Below are 20,507 nucleotides of genomic sequence, written 5' to 3' on the forward strand. Positions count from 1 at the left end.
CTGATGTCTGATGTCTGATGTCTGATGTCTGATGTCTGATGTCTGATGTCTGATGTCTGATGTCTGATGTCTGATGTCTGATGTCTGATGTCTGACTATCGTTCTGCGTTACTACATTACACTAAGCCATAATCACCCAAATAACAATGCAACACTTTGATTAGTAACAAACAATGTCCTTGTTTTATCAACAAACACGTTAGCACCACATAAATTTTAGTTAAAATTTATGTATTTTTCATTTTCGATATATTTTTTCAATAATATATTCTGAAAATACAATTTGTTTTTTACTTAATACTCCTAATAATAAACCACTGAGATAAAACAAAATAAATCTCACATACCTTACGTACATTATTAATAAATACGTACATTAAACAGCGTTGTCATGTTTTACCTGACACACCAGCTAAGGAGTACCAAATAATGACTCAACATTTTGATAAATGCCCCATTACCCATTTAACAACAGATGCCGGCGCACCTGTTCCCGATAATCAAAACAGCTTAACAGCCGGACAGCGCGGTCCTTTGTTGGCACAAGATGTTTGGCTACACGAAAAATTGGGCAATTTTGTACGCGAAGTGATTCCGGAACGTCGAATGCACGCCAAAGGTTCAGGTGCATTCGGCACGTTTACCGTAACCCAAGACATCACCCGCTACACCCGTGCCAAATTTTTAAGCGAAGTCGGCAAAAAAACCGAATTGTTCGCTCGTTTTACCACAGTTGCGGGTGAGCGCGGCGCTGCCGATGCCGAACGCGACATTCGCGGCTTTGCCTTAAAATTCTATACCGAAGAAGGCAACTGGGATATGGTGGGCAACAATACCCCCGTATTTTTTATGCGCGACCCGCGTAAATTCCCCGACTTGAACAAAGCGGTAAAACGCGACCCGCGCACCAATCTGCGCAGTGCCACCTACAATTGGGATTTTTGGACTTTGCTGCCTGAGGCATTTCATCAAGTAACGGTTGTCATGTCAGACCGCGGCATTCCCGCCAGCTATCGTCATATGCACGGCTTCGGTTCACATACCTACAGCTTCATCAATGCCGAAAACGAACGCTTTTGGGTGAAATTCCACTTCAAAACCCAACAAGGCATTAAAAATTTAACCGATGCAGAAGCAGAAGCCGTTATCGGCAAAGACCGCGAAAGTCATCAGCGTGATTTATACGATGCCATTGATCGCGGCGATTTTCCGAAATGGACGATGTATATTCAAGTCATGCCCGAAACCGATGCGGAAAAAGTATCGTATCACCCGTTTGACCTGACCAAAGTATGGCCGCACAAAGACTATCCTTTGATTGAAGTGGGTGTTTTTGAGCTGAATCGCAATCCCGAAAACTTCTTTTCCGATGTAGAACAATCTGCGTTCGCACCGAGCAACTTGGTACCGGGTATTAGTGTTTCACCCGACAGAATGCTGCAAGCACGTTTATTCAATTATGCCGATGCACAGCGTTATCGTTTGGGTACTAATTTCCAACAAATTCCGGTTAATGCGCCCCGCTGTCCGGTACACAGTAACCATCGTGATGGATACGGACGCGTAGATGCCAACTACGGCAGTTTGCCGCACTACGAACCCAACAGCTTCCGTCAATGGCAAGAACAACCGCAATACAAAGAACCGCCGCTGAAAATCACCGGTGATGCTGATTTCTGGAATTACCGCGAAGACGACAGCGATTATTTCAGCCAGCCGCGCGCCCTGTTCCGCCTGATGACACCAGAGCAGCAGCAAACCTTGTTCGACAATACTGCCCGCGGCATGGGCGATGCCCTTGATTTCATCAAGTATCGCCATATCCGCAACTGTCATGCCTGCGATCCTGCCTACGGCGAAGGCGTTGCCCAAGCCCTGGGCTTAACAGTAGCAGATGCCTTGGCGGCAAAAGCCAATGATCCGGCACAAGGCCATGCGACTTTGATTTGACATCAACCGCTTTGAAAAAAATGAACAACCTCGCCGCAGCGCGGCGGGGGAATATGAACCAAAGAGATTGAAATCAACTGAGGTAGATAAAGTAGATTATTTCAGAAAAAATGATGTAATGAATTATAACTTAGCATACTGATTTATTTTGAATTCTTTTTACTAAAATACCCTCTGCGTCCTTGATATGCGTATGTGAACATAATATAATACCGCTATCCCCCTCAAGCCTCTGTCTGGTTTTCCAGCAGGGGTTTCCTCTTTTTCAGATATTTCAAACAGCCTGAGCAATGCCGATACATCAAAAATACTAATGTATTATTGATTACCATTGCGAAAAGCAATGCAGTGCCGTTTATCACACAGATAATGCAGCCTCCAACCTTTCAATGACAACCGGTCTGGTATTATGTTATTCAGACATAACATAGTACAAACAAATATTTAACACTTTTTCCGTTACAATTCGAGCTTATTTTCATCAGCGCAGATTTAAATCAAAAGGGTTTATTTATTGTGGATTCATTAACACAAGCAGTATTGGGTGCGTCGGTTCAAGGTGTGGGACTGGGTAAATATCAAGGACGCAAAGCCCTGTTTTATGGTGCCTTGCTCGGAACACTGCCTGATTTAGACGTGTTGATTCACTATGCCGATCCAATATCACGCATGACTTATCACCGCGGATTCAGCCATTCACTGCTGGTATTGCCTGTATTCGCACTGATTTTGGCGTGGCTCATCAAAAAAATAGGAAAGAACAATGCCTATTCTTTCAGCAGACTCTATGCCACGCTCTGCTTGGCGTTAATCACCCACCCGCTTTTAGATGCGTTCACGGTATATGGCACTCAACTATTTTGGCCGTTCACACCGATACCGCAGCAATGGTCGGGCGTGTTTATTATTGATCCGCTTTACACCCTGCCGCTGTTGTTTGCCGTATTGTGGATGCTGATTAAAGGCGCAACACAGCAAACACAGCGGATTTTGGCACTCAGCTTGCTGTGGAGTTGCTTGTATTTGGCGTGGGGAACATACGGCCAATACCACCACCAACAACGCGTTCAGGCAGCCTTAGCGTCACAAGGAATTGTTGTCCAACGCATAATGGCAACCCCCATGCCGCTGAATACTTTGCTGTTTCGCGTGGTGGCAGAAACCGATAATGATGAATACATTGATGCCGTCAGCGGTTGGTTTGATACCGAACCACCCGAATTTATCCGTTTACCGCAAGGCTTGCATTGGAAAAATCATTTACAAAACAATTTTTTATTTCAACGGCTAAACTGGTTTACCGATGGCTGGCTTGCCATTGATAACATCAACAAGCAATTGGTGGTAACCGATTTGCGCATGGGCGTACCGGGTAATCATAATTTTCGCTTTATCGTGGCAGAGCAAGACGTAAACGGGCAATGGCACAATATAGAACCGCAGCGCAGCCGCCAAGCAATCAATGGGAACACCACAGGGCTTCTAGCAAAAATGTGGCATCGCATTTGGCACAGCCTGCCGCCCTTGCCGCTGGCTCAATGGCAGCAAAATGCCGATACTGCGAAATCAGATAAACCGCAGTAACTTTATCAGGGCAATGATTGAGGCTGCCTGAAAACCCAAATGATCATCACCGTGATTCCTTGCAAACGATGCGGCAATCTACTTATCAATGTATTGGGTGAATAATTGCCGCACTGATTTATGCCGTATTGATATTGTAAAAAAATAATTGCTGAAAATTATTTTTAATAGTAAATTACTATCACAGAAATATATATTTCCTGACATTATGCTTGCCATCACTGAACAATGTGTGAAAGAAAATTATGAGTAGTCAATTATTGGATAAAATTGATCTGAAGATTTTGCAGATTCTGCAAGAGAACGGGCGGCTGAGTAATGTGGAATTATCGGAGCGCATTTCTTTATCGGCCTCTCCTTGTCTGCGCCGGCTGAAACATTTGGAAGACACAGGCATCATCCAGCGTTATGTTGCCCTGCTCAACCCGTCCGCACTCGGCTTGGGCTTAGACACCATGATACAAGTGAGCATCAACAAAAACGGCACGGCACGGGAAGAATTTGAACAATCGGTGCAAACTTGGCCGTCCGTATTGTCTTGTTTGGCACTAACCGGCGAAACCGATTTTATTTTGCATGCTTTTTTCACCGACATGACAGCCTTCTCCCACTTTGTTTTGGAAATATTACTGAAGCACCCCAGTGTACAAGATGCCAAATCCGGTTTTATTTTAAAGGAAATTAAAAACTCTACTGCGCTGCCCTTGGCACATTTGCTCACCGAATAACGCAGTGTTTCAGGCAATCGTTCAATCATCACTAAAAATACCATGAACCACCCACCCGAACACGACGACATTTACCAACACGCCACCCGTCTTTGGCTGGAAAAAGCCATTATCGGCTTAAATCTTTGCCCGTTTGCCAAAGCACCGTATTCTAAAAATAAGGTGCGTTTAACCGTGATCCATTCGCGGCACTTAGATGATTTTTTACAAACACTGGATAATGAACTGCAATTGCTGGCTGAAACGCCGATTGATGAAATCGAAACCACTTTGCTGATAGAGCCGAAATTATTTCCCGACTTTGAAATATTTAATGAGATGCTGGTTTTGGCAGATGAAGCGATTGATGACAACCACCTAAACGGCGTGATTCAAATTGCGCCGTTTCATCCGCAATTTCAGTTTGAAAACACGCAAAACGATGACATCAGTAACTATACCAACCGCAGCCCCTATCCCACTTTGCATTTGATTCGTGAAGAAAGCATTGATAAAGCCGTTGCCGCCATTGCCGACCCTGCCGATATTTACCAACGCAACATCGCGCTGCTGCAAGCAATGGGACAGCAAGGCTGGCTGAACTTAGGCATTCCCATGCCCGGCAATCCCATTAAACCCAATACAAAATAACACATTTGCGTTCGTAAAGCCCAATTGATTTTCAGGCAGCCTCAATTTCAGACAGCCTTAATCAATTTTTTCGTAACGTACATCTAAAATTTCAATGGTTTCAATATCTTGCGGTGTGTGTAAACGCACTTCATCACCTGCCTGTTTTTTTAACAAGCTGCGCGCCAGCGGTGAAACCCAAGAAATTTTATTCTCGGCGGTATTGATTTCATCAGTGCCGACAATGCGCACGGTTTGTGTCGCACCGCTTTCGCGCAGCAATTCCACCGTTGCCCCAAAAAATATTTGCTCGGTTTTATCGCGCGCTTCGGGATCAACCACCTGCGCAATTTCCAAACGCTTATTTAAAAACCGAATCCGCCGATCAATCTCACGAAGGCGGCGTTTACCATAAAGATAATCACCGTTTTCACTGCGATCACCGTTACCTGCTGCCCAGTTCACCACTTGCACCACTTCCGGCCGTTCTTTACGCACCAGCTGATACAGCTCGTCTTTCAGAACACGATAACCGGCAGGCGTAATGTAATTGATAAGGGGTTTGTTTTCATTAGATAAAGACATACACCACAGCTAAACAACTTTCTTTAGTAGGAAAAAACCTGCTTATTACGGTAAACGAAGCACGGGGCAGTCCACTGTCTACAGTTCAGTAACACCATGAGTGGGATTGCTGCTGCCACATCGCCGCCCACTTTCAATGACCGCAAGTGTCCGGCGATAAAAGACATTAAACCCGATTCAGATAGCACATTGATTTTCTCAATTATTTGCCACCATATTATCTACGTTTAACACCAAAAATTCTCTCAAAGCAGGCTCCAGTCCAATAGTGCTTTTCACCGTTTGAGTGAACATTTTTTGCAAAAAAGTATACATTTGCTTTTGTTCCTCTTCGGTTAGCACTAACCAAGCGTTTTGGCGCAAACGATTCACCGGCACAATCAGCTTATGAACCATGTCCACACCTTTTTGAGTGAGTTTTAAAGTAATTTTTCGCCGATCAATCGGGTGCGTAAATCGATTTACCCAGCCCATTTTCACCATCTCATCAGACAAGCGCGTAGCAGATGTACGCGTTAAATTCAAAGCTTCACTCAATTCAGACGGCAAAATTTCCTGCCCTTCGCTGAAATAAACCGCCAACAGTGCGTACCACTGGCTTTCATTCATACCTTGCTTATTTAAAAACTGGTTCAAATTATTCCTTTTTTCAATATTCAGCGCACGAATTAGCCGATCATAAAGAATAATTTCAGTATTGATTTCAGGAAAATCAACGTTGAGCCGATCCAATGATTCTTCGAATTGAAATCCCGCAAATCTAAAAGACATATTATTTCTCCTATGTATGTTCACTTTTTAAACTATCACCATGCATCATTTGTACACACCGTTATCTTAACATTTTAATTAAATAATTCTAAATCACTCATAACCATTTTAATTCTTAATTTTTTATCTCTTCCTAAAATTTCATTACACCGCAAATTTACCAGATAGCCAAAAAATGACAATTAATTTTCAAAAAAACTTTTATAAATAAACAATGAACAAAATTACCCATAAGAATAAGTGCAATAATCACCTGCTGCGCTCACGGTACAAATTTTACAATAACGAACAAATATCGCTTAAAATTTAATTTTATTTAGTTTTTTATTACATATTTTAATCATCATGTACTACTACTACTACTACTACTACTACTACTACTACTACTACTACTACTACTACTACTACTACTACGCATATAGCATGCCACAGCCAAACTACTTGTTTTTCATCACATAGTAACACAAAACAATCAACCTCTTACCGTAGAAACCGGAATGAAAAATCGTATCCATGTACAGAAATAATAGCTGAGCTATATTATGTTTTACATAGGAAAATCATAATTTGACCCTATAGCCCTATAGAATAGAGTTTAAAAAATTAGCATTTAACAAACCAATAATTTATTAAAGTTATTATTTTGAAATTATTTTCACAACGTGATTATATTCTAACCTAAAAAAACCGAACAACCGTTATTTATAGCTAAACTATTAAATTTTTAAAAACCATTAACCAAACAAATCATTCAATCGAAATACCTCCCATACACAATTTGAACAGCACATCAATGTCATTAAGTCTTAAAAACCTGCGTTTTGCTTTTACCCATGCCCATGCCCATTCATGTTCTATGAGATTCAAGCCAACGTTGTATGCGGGGGCAGCCAAAGTATGGCTAAACGACTATTTTCTGCACATGGATACAGCTTTCATCTCGGCTTCTACCATCAGGGCTTGATTGCTTCAGATTGCTGCGTGACGAAAAAGAAAGCAGTTTGGCTATACAGCTCAGAAAATTTATTAAAAAACAATATATTACAGTATATTGCAACAATACCTGTATCCGATTGATTGCGTATCACAATACAAAGGAACGCCGAAACATGCTTTCAGGGTGGTCTGTACAGAAGATCGCATCAATCAAAAATTTACCCGAGTTGCCCGACCACCGATCAATGGTAAAGCGGAGCGGCGTTGATGCAGATGCGGCACGGCAAAACACGCTTTAATGACCATGAATGCCGAAAACCGAAATGAAAACGTTTTATCAATGACGACAATGCGGTTAAACCGCGCCAGTCGCTTAACGAGGTTATGCCATATAAGGCTTTAGAGAGCTGTTTTTATTTTGATAATGTGTGAACAACACGATAAATTTTTACAACTTACGATTATTATTCAAAAAGTTGCGTTAGTTCTCTAAACAGTAATACTACAGTATCGTAGAACATGTACAACAATACGCCCGTCATCTGCTTTTTTGCACCACAATGCCAAGCGGTAAATTATCGCGCTCTTTCTGAGGCAATATACTCATTCAATAGACCATTGCAACAGGAAGCCAGAACCTGCAACTCAGTGTTCAGAAGAGATGTTTATCCTACCCAAACCGCGCGTTGATTAAAATTTCTTCCACACGCACGCAATATTGTGTGCTTCTGACCTGAAGATCAGATTCTTAAAATCAGCAGACAAAAATAATTTCAGGCAGCCCTAAGGCTGCCTGAAATTATGGCTTCATTGACAAATAATCTTATTCTTCTGAAATTTCTTCAGAAGCACTGCCGGCAGTATCGCTTTCTTCGCTTTCATCTGATCCACTGCTGATCAACAAATTTTCGATGCCTGAGGCGGAGCGGATTTTACCATTAATCTCTTGAGCAATTTCCGGATTTTCCTTGAGCCAGATACGGGTATTGTCTTTGCCTTGCCCAATCTTGCTGCCGTTATAGCTGTACCACGCACCTGATTTTTCAACAAAACCCAATTTCACGCCCCAATCAATGAGTTCACCCTCCCAACTTACGCCTTCGCCGTACAAAATATCAAATTCCGCTTGCTTAAACGGCGGTGCAACTTTGTTTTTGATGACTTTCACTCGGGTTTCATTACCCAAAATATCCTCACCTTTTTTAATTTGCCCGATACGGCGGATATCCAAACGCACAGATGCGTAGAATTTCAAAGCATTGCCGCCGGTTGTGGTTTCCGGGCTGCCAAACATCACACCGATTTTCATACGAATTTGATTGATAAAAACAACCAAGGTATTGGTTTTTTTTATATTTCCGGTCAGCTTACGCAGGGCTTGGCTCATTAAACGCGCTTGTAAACCAACGTGGCTGTCGCCCATTTCGCCTTCAATTTCAGCTTTCGGCACCAATGCCGCCACCGAATCAATCACCACCATATCCACGCCGCCGCTGCGCACCAGAGTATCGCAAATTTCCAAAGCCTGTTCACCCGTATCCGGCTGCGACACCAGCAATTCTTCCACTTTTACACCCAATTTACGTGCATAAATGGGATCAAACGCATTTTCAGCATCAATAAATGCACAAGTACCGCCTGCCTTTTGGCATTGTGCAATGGCTTCTAAACACAGCGTGGTTTTACCCGAAGACTCAGGACCAAAAATTTCCACAACGCGCCCGCGCGGCAATCCGCCCACACCCAAAGCCAAATCCACACCCAAAGAACCCGTGGAAATAACCTCCAGATTTTCATCTTTGTGGCTGCCGTCCATTTTCATGATGGAGCCTTTGCCGAAATCTTTTTCAATTTGCGCCAAAGCCGCCGCCAATGCTTTGCTTCTGTCGCCGTCAAAGTTTTTGCTATCAAAACTTTTGCTGTCTGATTTTTTCTTGCTTTCCGCCATGATTTTGATTTCCGTTTGATTTGTAACTGATAAAAAGCGTGTTTACAACAATTATTGATCAACGAATGCCCGTTCAATCACATAATCGCCGCGCTGACCCATTTTGGGCGAAATTTTCAACCCAAATTCATTTAACACATTGCAAGTATCGCGCAGCATATCCGGACCGCCGCAAATCATGCCGCGATCATTTTCAGGATTGATTTCAGGTAGCCCAATATCATCAAATAATTTACCCGAACGCATCAAATCGGTTAAGCGGCCTTTGTGAACATATTCTTCACGCGATACAATCGGGTAATAAATCAATTTTTCACGCACCAATTCACCCAAATACTCATGGTTTGGCAACTCTTGGGTGAAGCGGTCATAATACGCTAAATCTCTCTGATGGCGCACCCCATGAATCAAAATGACTTTTTCAAATTGCTCATAGACATCGGGGTCTTTGGTGATGCTCAAAAACGGCGCAAGGCCGGTGCCGGTGGACAATAAATACAGATTTTTTCCGAGGTTCAAATCACCGCAAATCAGCGTTCCGGTGGGTTTTTTGCTGATTAAAACGTCATCGCCCACCTTTAAGTGCTGCAATCGCCCCGTGAGCGGTCCGTCCGAAACTTTGATGCTGAAAAATTCCAAATGCTCTTCCCAATTGGCACTCGCCACACTGTAAGCACGCATTAAGGGTTTACCATCAACCAACAAACCAACCATCACAAACTGCCCGTTTTCAAAACGCAAACTTTCATCTCGGGTGCAAGTAAACGTGAAGTAGGCTTCTGTCCAGTGATGTACGCTCAATACTTTTTGTACGTTATACGCCGCCATATTATTTTCCTCAAAACAAACCGCCGATAGATACCATCGTGCGGCAGGCAATAAAATTGAATGATTCTCCAGTAAAACAGCCGGTTTCAAAAACAGGCTGCCTGAATCGTCTCGGTATCATATTTTTGTGTATCAATGTTGTGTATTCTAGGAGAAACACACCAAAGCCTCAATCAATGTTTATTTTTATTCCGATGCACATGCCTAAGGCTGCCTGTGGTTTTCAGGCAGCCTTATCGGCCGCTAACCGGCTCATCCGGCTTTCCGCTCTGCCTGCGACACATCACGCACTGCGCCGGTGTCGGCACTGGTGGTCATCGCGGCATAAGCGCGCAGGGCAGCAGATACATGGCGTTGGCGATGTTCAGGCTGCCACGCGCGTGCGCCTCGGCTTTCCATATCGGCGCGACGGCTGGTCAATTCGGCATCGGATACCGCCAAATGAATGCGGCGGTTGGGTATGTCAATTTCAATTGTATCACCTTCGTAAACCAGCCCAATCGCCCCGCCTTCTGCCGCTTCGGGTGAAACGTGTCCGATGGATAAGCCTGATGTTCCGCCTGAGAAACGACCATCGGTAAGCAAGGCACAGGCCTTACCCAATCCTTTGGATTTTAAATAGCTGGTGGGATACAGCATCTCCTGCATTCCCGGACCGCCTTTAGGACCTTCATAACGAATAATCACCACATCGCCCGCTTCAATGTGATTGTCCAAAATAGCGGCAACGGCATCTTCTTGGCTTTCAAAAACACGGGCACGGCCGGTAAAAGTTAAGATGCTGCTGTCCACACCCGCTGTTTTTACCACACAGCCGCGTTTTGCAATATTGCCAAACAACACCGCCAAGCCGCCGTCTTGTGAATAGGCATGGGCTTTATCGCGGATACAGCCGTTTTCACGATCAAGGTCTAAACTATTCCATTGACGGTTTTGCGAAAAGGCTTGAGTGGAGCGCACACCGCCCGGCGCAGCAAGATAGCGTTGCTGCGCAGCAACGTTTTCAGAGCGGGTTATATCCCATTGCTGCAAAGCAGCTTGTAAACTTTCGGCATGAACAGTGGGTACATCGGTATGCAATAATCCAGCACGGTCTAACTCCGCCAAGATACCAAATACACCGCCGGCACGGTGTACATCTTCCATGTGGTATTGCTGAGTAGCAGGGGCAACCTTACACAAACACGGCACTTTGCGGCTGAGCTGATCAATGTCGGCCATCTTAAAATCCACGCCCGCTTCGGCAGCGGCAGCAAGCAAGTGCAATACCGTGTTGGTTGAACCGCCCATGGCAATGTCCAAACTCATGGCATTCATAAACGCCGGTTTATCGGCAATACTGCGCGGCAATACTGCGTGGTCGTCTTGTTCGTAATAACGGCGGGCAAGGGCAACGATCAACCGCCCCGCCTCTAAAAACAATGCTTTGCGCGATTCATGGGTTGCCAGCAGCGAACCATTCCCCGGCAAAGACAAACCCAATGCTTCCGTCAAGCAATTCATGGAATTGGCAGTGAACATACCCGAACACGAGCCGCAGGTGGGGCAAGCGGAGCGTTCCACCCGCGCCACTTCTTCGTCGCTGACTTGATCGTTGCCCGCCTCAATCATGGCATCAATCAAATCCAATTTACGGGTATTTTCCCGCCCATCAGCAACGGCAATCACCTTGCCCGCCTCCATAGGACCGCCGGAAACAAATATTGTGGGAATATTTAAGCGCATCGCCGCCATTAACATGCCGGGGGTGATTTTGTCGCAGTTGGAAATACACACCAAGGCATCGGCGCAGTGGGCATTAACCATGTACTCAACGCTGTCGGCAATCAAATCACGCGAAGGCAGGCTGTATAACATGCCGCTGTGCCCCATAGCAATGCCGTCATCAATGGCAATGGTATTGAATTCTTTGGCAATACCGCCTGCCGCTTCAATTTCCCGCACCACCAGCTGCCCCAAATCATGCAAATGCACATGCCCAGGCACAAATTGGGTAAACGAGTTGGCAACGGCGATAATCGGCTTACCAAAATCATGGTCTTGTACACCGGTGGCGCGCCACAGCGCACGTGCGCCCGCCATGTTGCGCCCGTGAGTGGAAGTATATGACCGATATTGCGGCATGGCATTTTCCTCTGAACCAAATTTTTTTGACTTCGCATTATACCCAAACCAATGTGTGCAGTGCATTATCGGCTTAGTATTGCATCTTATTTTTCAGGCAGCCTGAACAAATTATTCGGATATTTTAAGAAATACATCAATATTCCGATGCGAGGTATTCAGCCTAATAGGGCTTGCGGGGGTTTAACACACTTTGACAAATCACTTGACGATTTTTTCATCGTTCATTATAGTACGAAAAGTTTACTGTACCGAAAGGTTGGGCTGAAAACTTCAGCCTTTTGCATTCTGATGCGCCGAATTTTAATATGGCAAGCCGTTTCTTTAGTCGCAATATGCATGATTTTTGCAATTTTTTTGAGTAAAAATGCGGCTTTATCCTGTCTGTTCGGCGGCTTGTCCTACCTGATGCCCAACGCAGCAGCGGCATTGGTTTTAAACTTTTTCCGTTCGCGTCCGCGCTGGACAGCAATCAGCTTCCTTTGGGGAGAAAGTTTGAAAGTAATGCTGTCCATTCTGCTCATCGCTGCGGTATTTTTGCTGTACCCCGAGGTGATGTGGTTGCCCTTTTTATCAGGCTTGATTACGGTCAGTCATGTCGTTTTTTTTATGATTTGGAAAACTCATTATGGCAAGTGAAACTTTAACTGCTGCAGATTACATCAAACACCATTTACAAAGTTTGACGCAAACCGGTCATTCCCAGGGTTTAAAAAATATCGCTGATTTTTCATACATCAACGTGGATACCTTGTTTTATTCCGTGTTGCTGGGGATTCTAGTGTGCTTTTTGTTGTGGCGCGCGGCGAAAACCGCCACGGTCAACGTTCCGGGTCGCTTTCAGGCAGCCGTTGAGTTGCTGGTGGAATTTGTTGATGATATGTGCAAAAACATTATCCACAATGCCACAACGCGCAAGCTGATGGCACCTTTGGGTTTAACTGTGTTTGTGTGGGTGTTTTTTATGAACGCCATGGATTTATTGCCTGTGGATTTGTTGCCCCGCATCGGCGAAATGTTCGGGTTGCATTATATGCGCGTGGTACCGACTGCTGACATCAACGGTTCTTTGGCTCTGGCAATCGGCGTGTTGTTGTTATACTTATTTTACAGCGTAAAAATCAAAGGCTTTGGTGGTTGGATGCATGAGTTGTTTACCGCGCCGTTTGGCCCGTGGCTTGCCCCCGCTAATTTCATTTTGAATATATTGGAAATTATTTCCAAAACAGTTTCGCATGGTATGCGGTTGTTTGGTAATATGTATGCGGGTGAACTGGTATTCCTGTTGATTGCCTTATTGGGCGGCGCATGGGCATCAGGCGGTTCTGTGTCAATTATGGATCCGGCTCTGTTTTTATTGCATATTATTGCTGGTACGATATGGGCAATTTTCCATATTCTGATCATCACATTGCAGGCGTTTATCTTCATGGTGCTGGCCTTTGTGTACATAGGACAGGCGCATGACGCACACTAAGTGGGAGTGTAACCGCGCTGTTTGAATGTTTTTTGCTGAAATTCGAATGTTTTTGCTGGAAGTGTAACCGCGCTGTTTGAATGTTTTTTGCTGAAATTCGAATGTTTTTGCTGGAGTTGTTGTTTTTTTGTCCTTTACTTTTATCTTTTAAGGAGTTTGAAATGGGTGGTTTGATTGCAATCGCTTGTGGCTTAATCGTAGGCTTGGGCGCGATGGGTGCTTGTATCGGTATTGGCTTGGTGGGTTCTAAATATTTAGAGTCTGCCGCTCGCCAGCCTGAATTGATTGGTCCCCTGCAAGTGAAACTGTTCCTGATCGCCGGTTTGATTGATGCCGCTTTCTTGATTGGCGTGGCCATTGCACTGTTGTTTACTTTCGTGAATCCGTTTGCAGGTTCGTGAATCCAGGTTCGTGAATCCGTTTGCAGGCTAATTAACGATGCGGGCTTCAATGGAAGCTCGTGTGCTTGATTAACCCTACTAACTACGAAGGCTAAGCAAATGAACTTAAATGCAACCTTATTTGCGCAGTTAATTGTTTTCGGCATTTTGGTTTGGTTCACCATGAAATTCGTGTGGCCGCCCATTGTCAAAGCACTTGATGAGCGTGCAGAAAAAGTCGCCGAAGGCTTGGCTGCTGCCGAGCGCGGTAAAAGCGACTTTGAACAAGCTGAAAAGCGTGTTGCAGAAATCTTAGCCGAGGGACGCAGTCAGGTTACCGATATGGTAGCCAACGCGGAAAAACGTGCCGCTTTAATTGTTGAAGAAGCCAAAACACAGGCTTCAGGAGAAGCAGCACGTATTATTTCCCAAGCCAAAGCCGATGTAGCCCAAGAAGCCAACCGTGCTCGTGAAACTTTACGTGAACAAGTGGCGGCTTTGGCTGTAAAAGGTGCTGAATCTATTTTGCGCACAGAAGTAGATGCTTCCCGCCATGCGCAAATGTTGGCTAACCTGAAACAGGAGCTGTAATCCCATGGCTGAGTTCGCGACCGTTGCCAGACCCTATGCCAAAGCATTGTTTAATCTGGCGCAAGAAAAAAATCAACTTGAGTCTTGGTTGGGCGAACTGAAAATTTTGGCACAAGTTGTATCACAGCCCAAAGTGACTGCCTTGATTGATGCGCCGGAAATCGGCTATGCCGCAAAAGCGGACACAATCGTGTCTTTACTGGATAATCCGGCTGCTGGCAAAGAAGTAAAAAACTTTGTTTACATACTGGCTGAAAATAAGCGTCTGTCGGTTTTGCCTGAAGTTTATACGCAATATCAAGACCTTGCTTTATCCCGAAATCACACCAAAATCGCTACTGTTTACACTGCCTATCAGATGAACACGGCACAATTTGCCGAAGTGGTGCAAGATTTGGAAGCGCGCTTTCAAACCAAATTGCAAGCCACCCAAGTGGTTGAGCCCGGTTTGATTGGTGGTCTTAAAGTGGAAGTCGGCGATCAGGTACTGGATCTGTCAATACAGGGACGTTTGCGTAGCCTGTATTCGGCAATGATGAATTAGGAGAGTTTTCATGCAGCTTAATCCTGCTGAAATTAGTGATTTGATTAAAGCCAAAATCGAGAACTTGTCGGTGGAATCTGAATTGCACACTCGCGGCACGGTGATGTCGGTAACAGACGGCATTGTGCGTGTGCATGGCTTGTCTGATGCGATGCAAGGCGAGATGCTTGAATTCCCTGACAACACTTTCGGTTTGGCAATGAATTTAGAGCGCGATTCTGTCGGCGCGGTGATTCTGGGTGAATACGACCACATCAAAGAAGGCGATACCGTTACGTGTACCGGCCGCATTCTGGAAGTGCCGATTGGCCGTGAATTGATTGGCCGTGTCGTTGATTCCTTAGGCCGTCCGATTGACGGCAAAGGTCCTATCAACGCGACACTAAGTGCGCCGATTGAAAAAATTGCACCCGGTGTGATTGCGCGCCAATCTGTAGATCAACCGATGCAAACCGGTTTAAAAGCCATTGATTCTATGGTGCCGGTTGGTCGCGGTCAGCGCGAGTTGATTATTGGTGACCGCCAAACAGGCAAAACCGCGGTGGCATTAGATGCCATCGTTAATCAAAAAGACACCGGCGTGATTTGTATTTACGTGGCAATTGGGCAAAAAGCCTCATCAATTGCCAACGTGGTGCGTAAACTGGAAGAACACGGTGCGTTGGATCACACCATTATTGTTGCTGCCGCTGCATCAGAAGCTGCCGCATTGCAATACATTGCCCCGTACGCGGGCTGCACCATGGGTGAATATTTCCGTGATCGCGGCGAAGACGCATTAATTGTGTATGATGACTTGTCTAAACAAGCCGTTGCCTACCGTCAAATTTCCTTGTTGCTGCGCCGTCCGCCCGGTCGTGAAGCCTACCCCGGCGATGTGTTTTACTTACACAGCCGCTTGTTGGAACGTGCCGCACGCATCAATATTGATGAAGTTGAAAAACGCACCGGCGGCGAAGTCAAAGGCAAAACCGGTTCATTAACGGCTTTGCCGATTATCGAAACCCAAGCCGGCGACGTGTCTGCATTCGTGCCGACCAACGTGATTTCGATTACTGACGGTCAAATTTTCTTGGAAACCGATTTGTTTAACTCCGGTATCCGTCCTGCCATTAACGCCGGTATCTCCGTATCGCGGGTGGGTGGTGCGGCACAAACCAAAGTAATTAAGAAATTGGGCGGCGGCATTCGCTTGGCTTTGGCACAATACCGTGAATTAGCGGCATTCTCTCAATTCGCATCTGATTTGGACGAAGCCACACGCAAACAATTGCAGCACGGTGAAGTGGTTACGGAATTGATGAAGCAAAAACAATTCAGCACCCTCAACACCGCTGAAATGGCATTAACTTTATGGGCAATCAACAATAACTCCTATGAAGATGTGCCGGTAAAAAAAGCATTGGCTTTTGAAGACGAGTTTTTAAGCTACGTTCGCACACAATGTCCTGAAGTGTTGGATCAAATCAACGCCAAAGGCGCAATGAGCGACGAGCAAGAAAAAGTGCTGACCGATGCCATGAAAACTTTCAAAACATCTTACGGCTACCAAGCCTAAGCCACTTTTTTGAAAGGAGTCTGAAATGGCAGTAGGAAAAGAGATTCTCACCAAAATTCGCAGTGTTCAAAATACCCAAAAGATCACCAAAGCGATGCAAATGGTGTCAACCTCTAAAATGCGGAAGACTCAAGACCGGATGCGCCAAGCGCGTCCGTATGCCGAAAAAGTACGTCTGGTCATGAGCCACTTGGCACAAACCAACACCGATCACGGTTTGCCGATTTTAGATGGTCGCAATACCGTTAAGCGCGCCGGCTTTATTTTAATTACCACCGACAAAGGTTTGTGCGGTGGATTGAATGCCAATTTGCTGAAAAAATTCTTTGCCAAGCTGCAAGAATATGATCAGCAAGGTGTGGCGTCGGATATTGTCTGCTTGGGCAGCAAGGGTTTGGCTGCCTGCAATCGGGTTGGTTTAAACGTGATTGCCAGTGCCACCAATTTGGGCGACACCCCAAAAATGGAAACACTGCTGGGACCGATAACGGAAATCATCAGCCGTTATGTCAAAGGCGACTTAGATGTGATTCATTTGGTGTATTCCGGTTTCGTCAATACCATGCGCCAAGAGCCGCTTTTGGAAGTGTTATTGCCAATTGGTGAAAACGTGCTGAATGAAGTATCGACAGGCAAAGAGTACAGCTGGGATTATGTGTATGAACCCTCTCCCACCGACGTACTGGAATACTTGGTCCGCCGTTATTTAGAGTCTGTGGTGTATCAGGCATTGAGCGAAAACATGGCTTCAGAACAAGCCGCGCGCATGGTAGCAATGAAAGCCGCTACCGACAATGCCGGCAATGCCATTAAAGAATTGCGTTTGGTGTACAACAAATCACGCCAAGCCGCAATTACCACAGAGTTGTCAGAAATTGTGGCCGGTGCTGCAGCCGTTTAAGGCAGCAGCAGGTCAAATAAATAGGATACGATAATGAGCCAAGGCAAAATCGTACAAATCATTGGTGCCGTTGTGGACGTTGAGTTCCCGCGTGATGCCATTCCGAGTGTGTATGACGCCCTAAAACTGGTGGACACCGATCTGACTTTAGAAGTGCAGCAGCTTCTGGGGGACGGCGTAGTGCGTACCATTGCCATGGGCAGCTCCGACGGTTTAAAACGCGGCATGACAGTTACCAATACAGGTGCGCCGATTACCGTACCGGTTGGTAAAGCGACACTGGGGCGCATCATGGACGTATTGGGCCGCCCTGTTGACGACGCAGGCGACATCAACGCCGACGGCAAACGCGCCATTCACCAATTAGCACCGAAATTTGATGAATTATCCAGCTCTACTGAATTATTGGAAACCGGTATCAAAGTGATTGATTTGCTTTGTCCGTTTGCAAAAGGCGGTAAAGTGGGTTTGTTCGGCGGTGCGGGTGTGGGTAAAACCGTGAACATGATGGAGTTGATTAACAACATCGCCAAAGCACACAGCGGTTTATCCGTGTTTGCCGGCGTAGGAGAGCGTACCCGCGAGGGCAATGACTTCTACCACGAAATGAAAGACTCCAACGTCTTGGATAAAGTGGCAATGGTGTATGGTCAAATGAATGAGCCGCCGGGCAACCGCTTGCGCGTGGCTTTAACCGGCTTGACCATGGCAGAACATTTCCGCGATGAAAAAGATGAAAACGGCAAAGGGCGTGATGTGTTGTTGTTCATTGACAACATCTATCGCTACACCTTAGCGGGTACTGAAGTGTCAGCCCTGCTGGGCCGTATGCCCTCCGCCGTGGGCTATCAGCCGACACTGGCAGAAGAAATGGGACGATTGCAAGAACGCATCACTTCCACCCAAACGGGTTCGATTACATCAATCCAAGCCGTCTATGTACCGGCGGACGACTTGACCGATCCCTCTCCTGCCACCACATTTGCCCACTTAGACGCTACCGTGGTATTGAGCCGCGACATTGCTTCTTTGGGTATTTATCCGGCGGTTGATCCTTTGGATTCTACTTCACGTCAGTTAGATCCGACAGTGTTGGGGCAAGAGCATTACGATGTTGCCCGCGGTGTGCAATCCACCTTGCAAAAATACAAAGAATTGCGCGATATTATTGCAATTTTGGGTATGGATGAATTGTCTGACGAAGATAAACTCACCGTGATGCGTGCCCGTAAAATCCAACGCTTCCTGTCGCAACCGTTTCACGTGGCTGAAGTATTTACCGGTTCACCCGGCAAATACGTATCACTGCGCGATACCATTGTCGGCTTTAAAGCAATTTTGAGCGGCGAATACGACCACTTGCCAGAGCAAGCCTTCTACATGGTCGGCAGCATCGAAGAAGCTGCTGAAAAAGGCAAAACCTTAAATTAAGGAGGTGCTGATGAGTACCATGCAAGTGGAAGTGGTGAGCAACGAGCAACACATCTTTTCGGGTCAGGCAGAATTTGTTGTCGTACCGACCCAAATGGGTGAACTGGGTATCTACCCGCGCCATGAACCGATTATGAGCTTGGTGCGTCCCGGTGTCCTGCGTTTGACCATACCCAATCAAAAAGATGAAGTGCTGCTTGCCATATCCGGCGGCGTTTTGGAAGTACAACCGGACAAGCTCACTGTTTTGGCAGACGTTGCTGTACGCAGTACTGAAATGGATCAGCAGCGGGCAGAAGCCGCTAAAAAAGCGGCAGAAGCTGGCGTACATGCTGCCAAAGATGAAAAATCTCTGGCGGCGGCGCAAGTTGCTTTGGCAACGGCTATTGCCGAGCTGAAAACTTTGGATTATTTGCGTGCGCATAAAAAATAACTGTACTCATATCAACAATCATTAGGCTGCCTGAAAACAAGTTGATAAAACTTTTTCAGGCGGCGGATTTGTTGGATTGTGTGCACTTCGAGGGCTAAACCCGATTCAATTGGGATTTAGCCCTTTTATTTTGCAGTTATGGCTAAGTTACTTTCTTTTTCATCACATAATAATCCGAAACAATCAAGCCCTATAGAGGGTAGAAACTAAAATGAAAAATCGTATCTATGTGCAAAAAATAGTGGTTTAGCTATAAGTGAATAGGCATAGACAAAAAAACCAAAAGCAATGAGGCAGCTGTAATTGGTTTTATACCCGGAAGTTGAAATAAATGAAAATAACAGAAATCAGCGGATTTACGCTTATCGAGCTCATGATTACTATTGTTGTTATCGGCATTTTGGCGATGATAGCCTATCCGAGCTATCTGCAATATGTGCGCATGACTCGTCTGTTTGAAGCCAAAAGCGCATTGTTGATAAACAGCCAAGCATTGGAGCGTTTTTATCTGAGAAATACCACATTTAAAGCCAATTCCACCACGTGGGCGTCATTACCCATCGAAAAAACCGATTACTTCTGCTTGCGCTTACAAGGCAATCCGCGTGGTGCGGCTGATGAAAGATTCACGCTAAAAGCAGTTGCCTACGATAAACAGCAAGAACCCCGAGTGTTAAAAATCAACCAAGACTTCACCATGTTACTTTGTGAAGAAAGTGCCAGTGCTTGTAATGAAACCAAGCCATTTTTTTCAGGAGGCAGTGCCGTAGATAAGCACTGCCGTATTCAGTAAGGGACAAGACAACCAAACAAGGTAAAAACAAGACAACTAAATTTTCTCGGTTCTAAACCATTTAAGCAAGATTTTATAGATATTTTGCTCTCTATGGTTAAAACGAAACTCAGTTTCTTTAAGATGAATTTCAAATAAGTGCTTATGAATACCTTTAAACTTCGCCAAGCGGTGTTTAGCGAAGCCCCAAAAGCTTTCAATACCGTTTACATGATTGCCCTTACCGTCGGAAAATTCATCATTACCATGATTGACACGAAAATGCTTTTCAAAACCCACATCAACCAAACCGTCGTAACCGCGCCAGCCATCTGTATGGAGAACGCTGTTAATATC

20 protein-coding genes are annotated in these 20,507 nt (G+C 45.3%); 14 read left to right on the forward strand and 6 right to left on the reverse strand.

The annotated features are described in order from the left end of the window. Positions 1-429: 429 nt before the first annotated feature. The 4 genes from Q384_RS07760 (at position 430) to Q384_RS07775 (ending at position 4,892) form a co-directional block, all read left to right on the forward strand. Complete coding sequence (locus Q384_RS07760) at positions 430-1,950, forward strand: catalase (RefSeq protein ID WP_037587031.1); 1,521 nt, start codon at positions 430-432, stop codon at positions 1,948-1,950. A gap of 516 nt (positions 1,951-2,466) precedes the next feature. Next, positions 2,467-3,534, forward strand: a complete 1,068-nt coding sequence (locus Q384_RS07765) for a metal-dependent hydrolase (protein ID WP_037587032.1) — start codon at positions 2,467-2,469, stop codon at positions 3,532-3,534. A gap of 245 nt (positions 3,535-3,779) precedes the next feature. Continuing rightward, a complete protein-coding gene (locus tag Q384_RS07770) occupies positions 3,780-4,262 on the forward strand; it encodes an Lrp/AsnC family transcriptional regulator (RefSeq protein ID WP_037587033.1) in 483 nt (160 codons plus the stop codon). Positions 4,263-4,304: 42 nt separating this feature from the next. Then, positions 4,305-4,892 (forward strand): DUF1415 domain-containing protein, encoded by a 588-nt coding sequence (locus Q384_RS07775; RefSeq protein WP_037587034.1) that lies wholly within the window; start codon positions 4,305-4,307, stop codon positions 4,890-4,892. A 57-nt stretch (positions 4,893-4,949) separates the two neighbouring features. On the opposite strand, the gene greB is transcribed toward Q384_RS07775, so the two are convergent. The 5 genes from greB to ilvD all read right to left on the reverse strand — a co-directional run bounded on the left by greB (position 4,950) and on the right by ilvD (position 12,063). Beyond that, positions 4,950-5,456, reverse strand: coding sequence for a transcription elongation factor GreB (gene greB, locus Q384_RS07780; RefSeq protein ID WP_037587035.1), 507 nt, complete (start codon positions 5,454-5,456; stop codon positions 4,950-4,952). Between the two features lie 198 nt (positions 5,457-5,654). After that, complete coding sequence (locus tag Q384_RS07785) at positions 5,655-6,227, reverse strand: MarR family transcriptional regulator (protein ID WP_051940721.1); 573 nt, start codon at positions 6,225-6,227, stop codon at positions 5,655-5,657. A 1,759-nt stretch (positions 6,228-7,986) separates the two neighbouring features. Further along, entirely contained in the window at positions 7,987-9,111 is a 1,125-nt protein-coding gene (recA, locus tag Q384_RS07790; protein ID WP_051940723.1) for a recombinase RecA, read from the reverse strand. A 51-nt stretch (positions 9,112-9,162) separates the two neighbouring features. Beyond that, entirely contained in the window at positions 9,163-9,939 is a 777-nt protein-coding gene (locus Q384_RS07795; protein WP_037587036.1) for a ferredoxin--NADP reductase, read from the reverse strand. A gap of 252 nt (positions 9,940-10,191) precedes the next feature. Next, the gene (gene ilvD / locus Q384_RS07800; protein ID WP_037587037.1) at positions 10,192-12,063 is read right to left on the reverse strand and encodes a dihydroxy-acid dehydratase; all 1,872 of its coding nucleotides are present in this window, start codon (positions 12,061-12,063) and stop codon (positions 10,192-10,194) included. A gap of 291 nt (positions 12,064-12,354) precedes the next feature. On the opposite strand from ilvD, the gene Q384_RS14030 reads away from it, so the two are divergent. From Q384_RS14030 to Q384_RS07850, 10 genes are all read left to right on the forward strand, one after another. Continuing rightward, positions 12,355-12,702 carry an ATP synthase subunit I gene (locus Q384_RS14030; RefSeq protein ID WP_037587038.1) on the forward strand — a complete coding sequence of 116 codons (348 nt, stop codon included), beginning with the start codon at positions 12,355-12,357 and terminating at the stop codon, positions 12,700-12,702. Then, a complete protein-coding gene (atpB, locus tag Q384_RS07810; protein WP_037587039.1) occupies positions 12,692-13,540 on the forward strand; it encodes a F0F1 ATP synthase subunit A in 849 nt (282 codons plus the stop codon). The genes Q384_RS14030 and atpB overlap by 11 nt, the downstream gene beginning before the upstream one ends. A 161-nt stretch (positions 13,541-13,701) precedes the next feature. After that, positions 13,702-13,941 (forward strand): F0F1 ATP synthase subunit C, encoded by a 240-nt coding sequence (atpE, locus tag Q384_RS07815; protein WP_037587051.1) that lies wholly within the window; start codon positions 13,702-13,704, stop codon positions 13,939-13,941. Between the two features lie 99 nt (positions 13,942-14,040). After that, positions 14,041-14,511: a F0F1 ATP synthase subunit B gene (locus Q384_RS07820; protein WP_037587040.1), complete on the forward strand. Its 471-nt coding sequence runs from the start codon at positions 14,041-14,043 to the stop codon at positions 14,509-14,511. Positions 14,512-14,515: 4 nt separating this feature from the next. Then, positions 14,516-15,055 (forward strand): F0F1 ATP synthase subunit delta, encoded by a 540-nt coding sequence (locus Q384_RS07825; protein WP_037587041.1) that lies wholly within the window; start codon positions 14,516-14,518, stop codon positions 15,053-15,055. Between the two features lie 10 nt (positions 15,056-15,065). Beyond that, positions 15,066-16,613, forward strand: coding sequence for a F0F1 ATP synthase subunit alpha (gene atpA / locus Q384_RS07830; protein ID WP_037587042.1), 1,548 nt, complete (start codon positions 15,066-15,068; stop codon positions 16,611-16,613). Between the two features lie 25 nt (positions 16,614-16,638). After that, complete coding sequence (atpG, locus tag Q384_RS07835; RefSeq protein WP_037587043.1) at positions 16,639-17,514, forward strand: F0F1 ATP synthase subunit gamma; 876 nt, start codon at positions 16,639-16,641, stop codon at positions 17,512-17,514. A 33-nt stretch (positions 17,515-17,547) separates the two neighbouring features. Then, on the forward strand, positions 17,548-18,945 hold the full coding sequence (atpD, locus tag Q384_RS07840) for a F0F1 ATP synthase subunit beta (protein ID WP_037587044.1): 1,398 nt from the start codon (positions 17,548-17,550) through the stop codon (positions 18,943-18,945). A gap of 10 nt (positions 18,946-18,955) precedes the next feature. Next, positions 18,956-19,378 carry a F0F1 ATP synthase subunit epsilon gene (locus Q384_RS07845; RefSeq protein ID WP_037587045.1) on the forward strand — a complete coding sequence of 141 codons (423 nt, stop codon included), beginning with the start codon at positions 18,956-18,958 and terminating at the stop codon, positions 19,376-19,378. 331 nt (positions 19,379-19,709) lie between these two features. After that, entirely contained in the window at positions 19,710-20,171 is a 462-nt protein-coding gene (locus tag Q384_RS07850) for a type IV pilin protein (RefSeq protein ID WP_037587046.1), read from the forward strand. A gap of 36 nt (positions 20,172-20,207) precedes the next feature. Here Q384_RS07850 and Q384_RS07855 read toward each other — a convergent pair. Continuing rightward, positions 20,208-20,507: IS1595 family transposase (locus tag Q384_RS07855; protein ID WP_037587047.1), on the reverse strand; the 300-nt coding region annotated here is incomplete at its 5' end.

Origin of the sequence: Stenoxybacter acetivorans DSM 19021, assembly GCF_000745895.1 — a bacterium.
Lineage (GTDB): Bacteria > Pseudomonadota > Gammaproteobacteria > Burkholderiales > Neisseriaceae > Stenoxybacter > Stenoxybacter acetivorans.